The following is a 1,256-nucleotide window of genomic DNA, read 5'->3' as shown; positions in this document are numbered from 1 at the left end:
GATCCGTCACGCATCATCCGGACCGCCCGCGCCCTCGACGATCCAACGGGTAACATCAGCGAATTCCCGCACCTCATCGTCAACCAGGCCCGCGTCCTGGACTACTTCGCCGAGTTCATGGCGAACTCCCCTACCCGCATGACCCCCGACTACGGGTACGAGTTCCGCGGCCTCGARGTCACCGRCGAAGGCGACTACCCGGTCATGGTCACCCTGCTCCACACGGCAGGACCCAAGGAAGGCCAGGAGCGCGTTGTCCGGGCCAAGTACGTCGTCGGGGCAGACGGCGCGCGGAGCAAGGTGCGGGAGTCGATCGGCTGCACGCTCGCCGGCGACCAGGCCAACCACGCCTGGGGCGTCATGGACGTCCTCGCCGTCACCGATTTCCCGGACATCCGCACCAAGTGCGCCATCCAGTCCGGCACGGGCGGCAGCATCCTGCTGATCCCGCGCGAAGGCGGCCACCTCTTCCGCATGTACGTCGACCTCGGCGAAGTCGACCCGCACGACAAGGGTGCCGTGCGCAACACCACCATCGAGCAGATCATCGCCAAAGCCAACGACATCCTCCACCCCTACACCCTCGATGTGCGCAACGTCGCCTGGCACAGCGTGTACGAGGTGGGCCACCGCCTCACAGACAGGTTCGACGACGTCCTCCCGGAGCAGCGCGGCACCCGCACACCGCGCGTGTTCATCACCGGCGACGCGTGCCACACCCACAGCGCCAAAGCCGGGCAGGGCATGAACGTCTCCATGCAGGACGGCTTCAACCTGGCCTGGAAACTCGGGCACGTCCTCGAAGGCCGCAGCCCGGAGAGCCTGCTGTCCACGTACTCGGCCGAGCGCCAAGTCATCGCGAAGAACCTCATCGACTTCGACAAAGAGTGGTCCACGCTCATGGCGAAGAAGCCCGAGGAGTTCGAAGACCCCACAGAGCTGGAGGACTTCTACGTCAGCACGGCGGAGTTCCCCGCCGGGTTCATGACCCACTACGCCCCCTCAGCCCTCATCGCCGAGCCAACACACCAAGRCCTGGCCACCGGCTTCACCATCGGCAAGCGATTCAAGTCCGCGCCCGTGGTGCGCGTCTGCGACACCAAYCCGCTACAACTCGGCCACCAGGCCAAGGCCGACGGACGGTGGCGCATCTACGTCTTCGCGGATACAAGCAAGGCCGGGACTGAACAAGGGGGAACGTCGCCCGTCGTCGACTTTGCCGAGTGGATCGCGAACTCGCCGGACTCGCCGCTGGC

Annotated in this window: 1 protein-coding gene; it reads left to right on the top strand. The window is 66.1% G+C overall.

Annotated features, from left to right (window positions below; translation table 11 throughout):
* The coding region (locus AB4Z38_RS25585) for an FAD-dependent monooxygenase (RefSeq protein ID WP_441432318.1) at nt 1-1,256 on the top strand (1,256 nt) is incomplete at both ends.

The sequence above is a fragment of the Arthrobacter sp. 2RAF6 genome, assembly GCF_052115205.1.
Classification (GTDB): Bacteria; Actinomycetota; Actinomycetes; order Actinomycetales; family Micrococcaceae; genus Arthrobacter.
The sequence above is the reverse complement of the archived record's forward strand: the minus strand, read 5'-3'. Positions and strand labels throughout refer to the sequence as shown.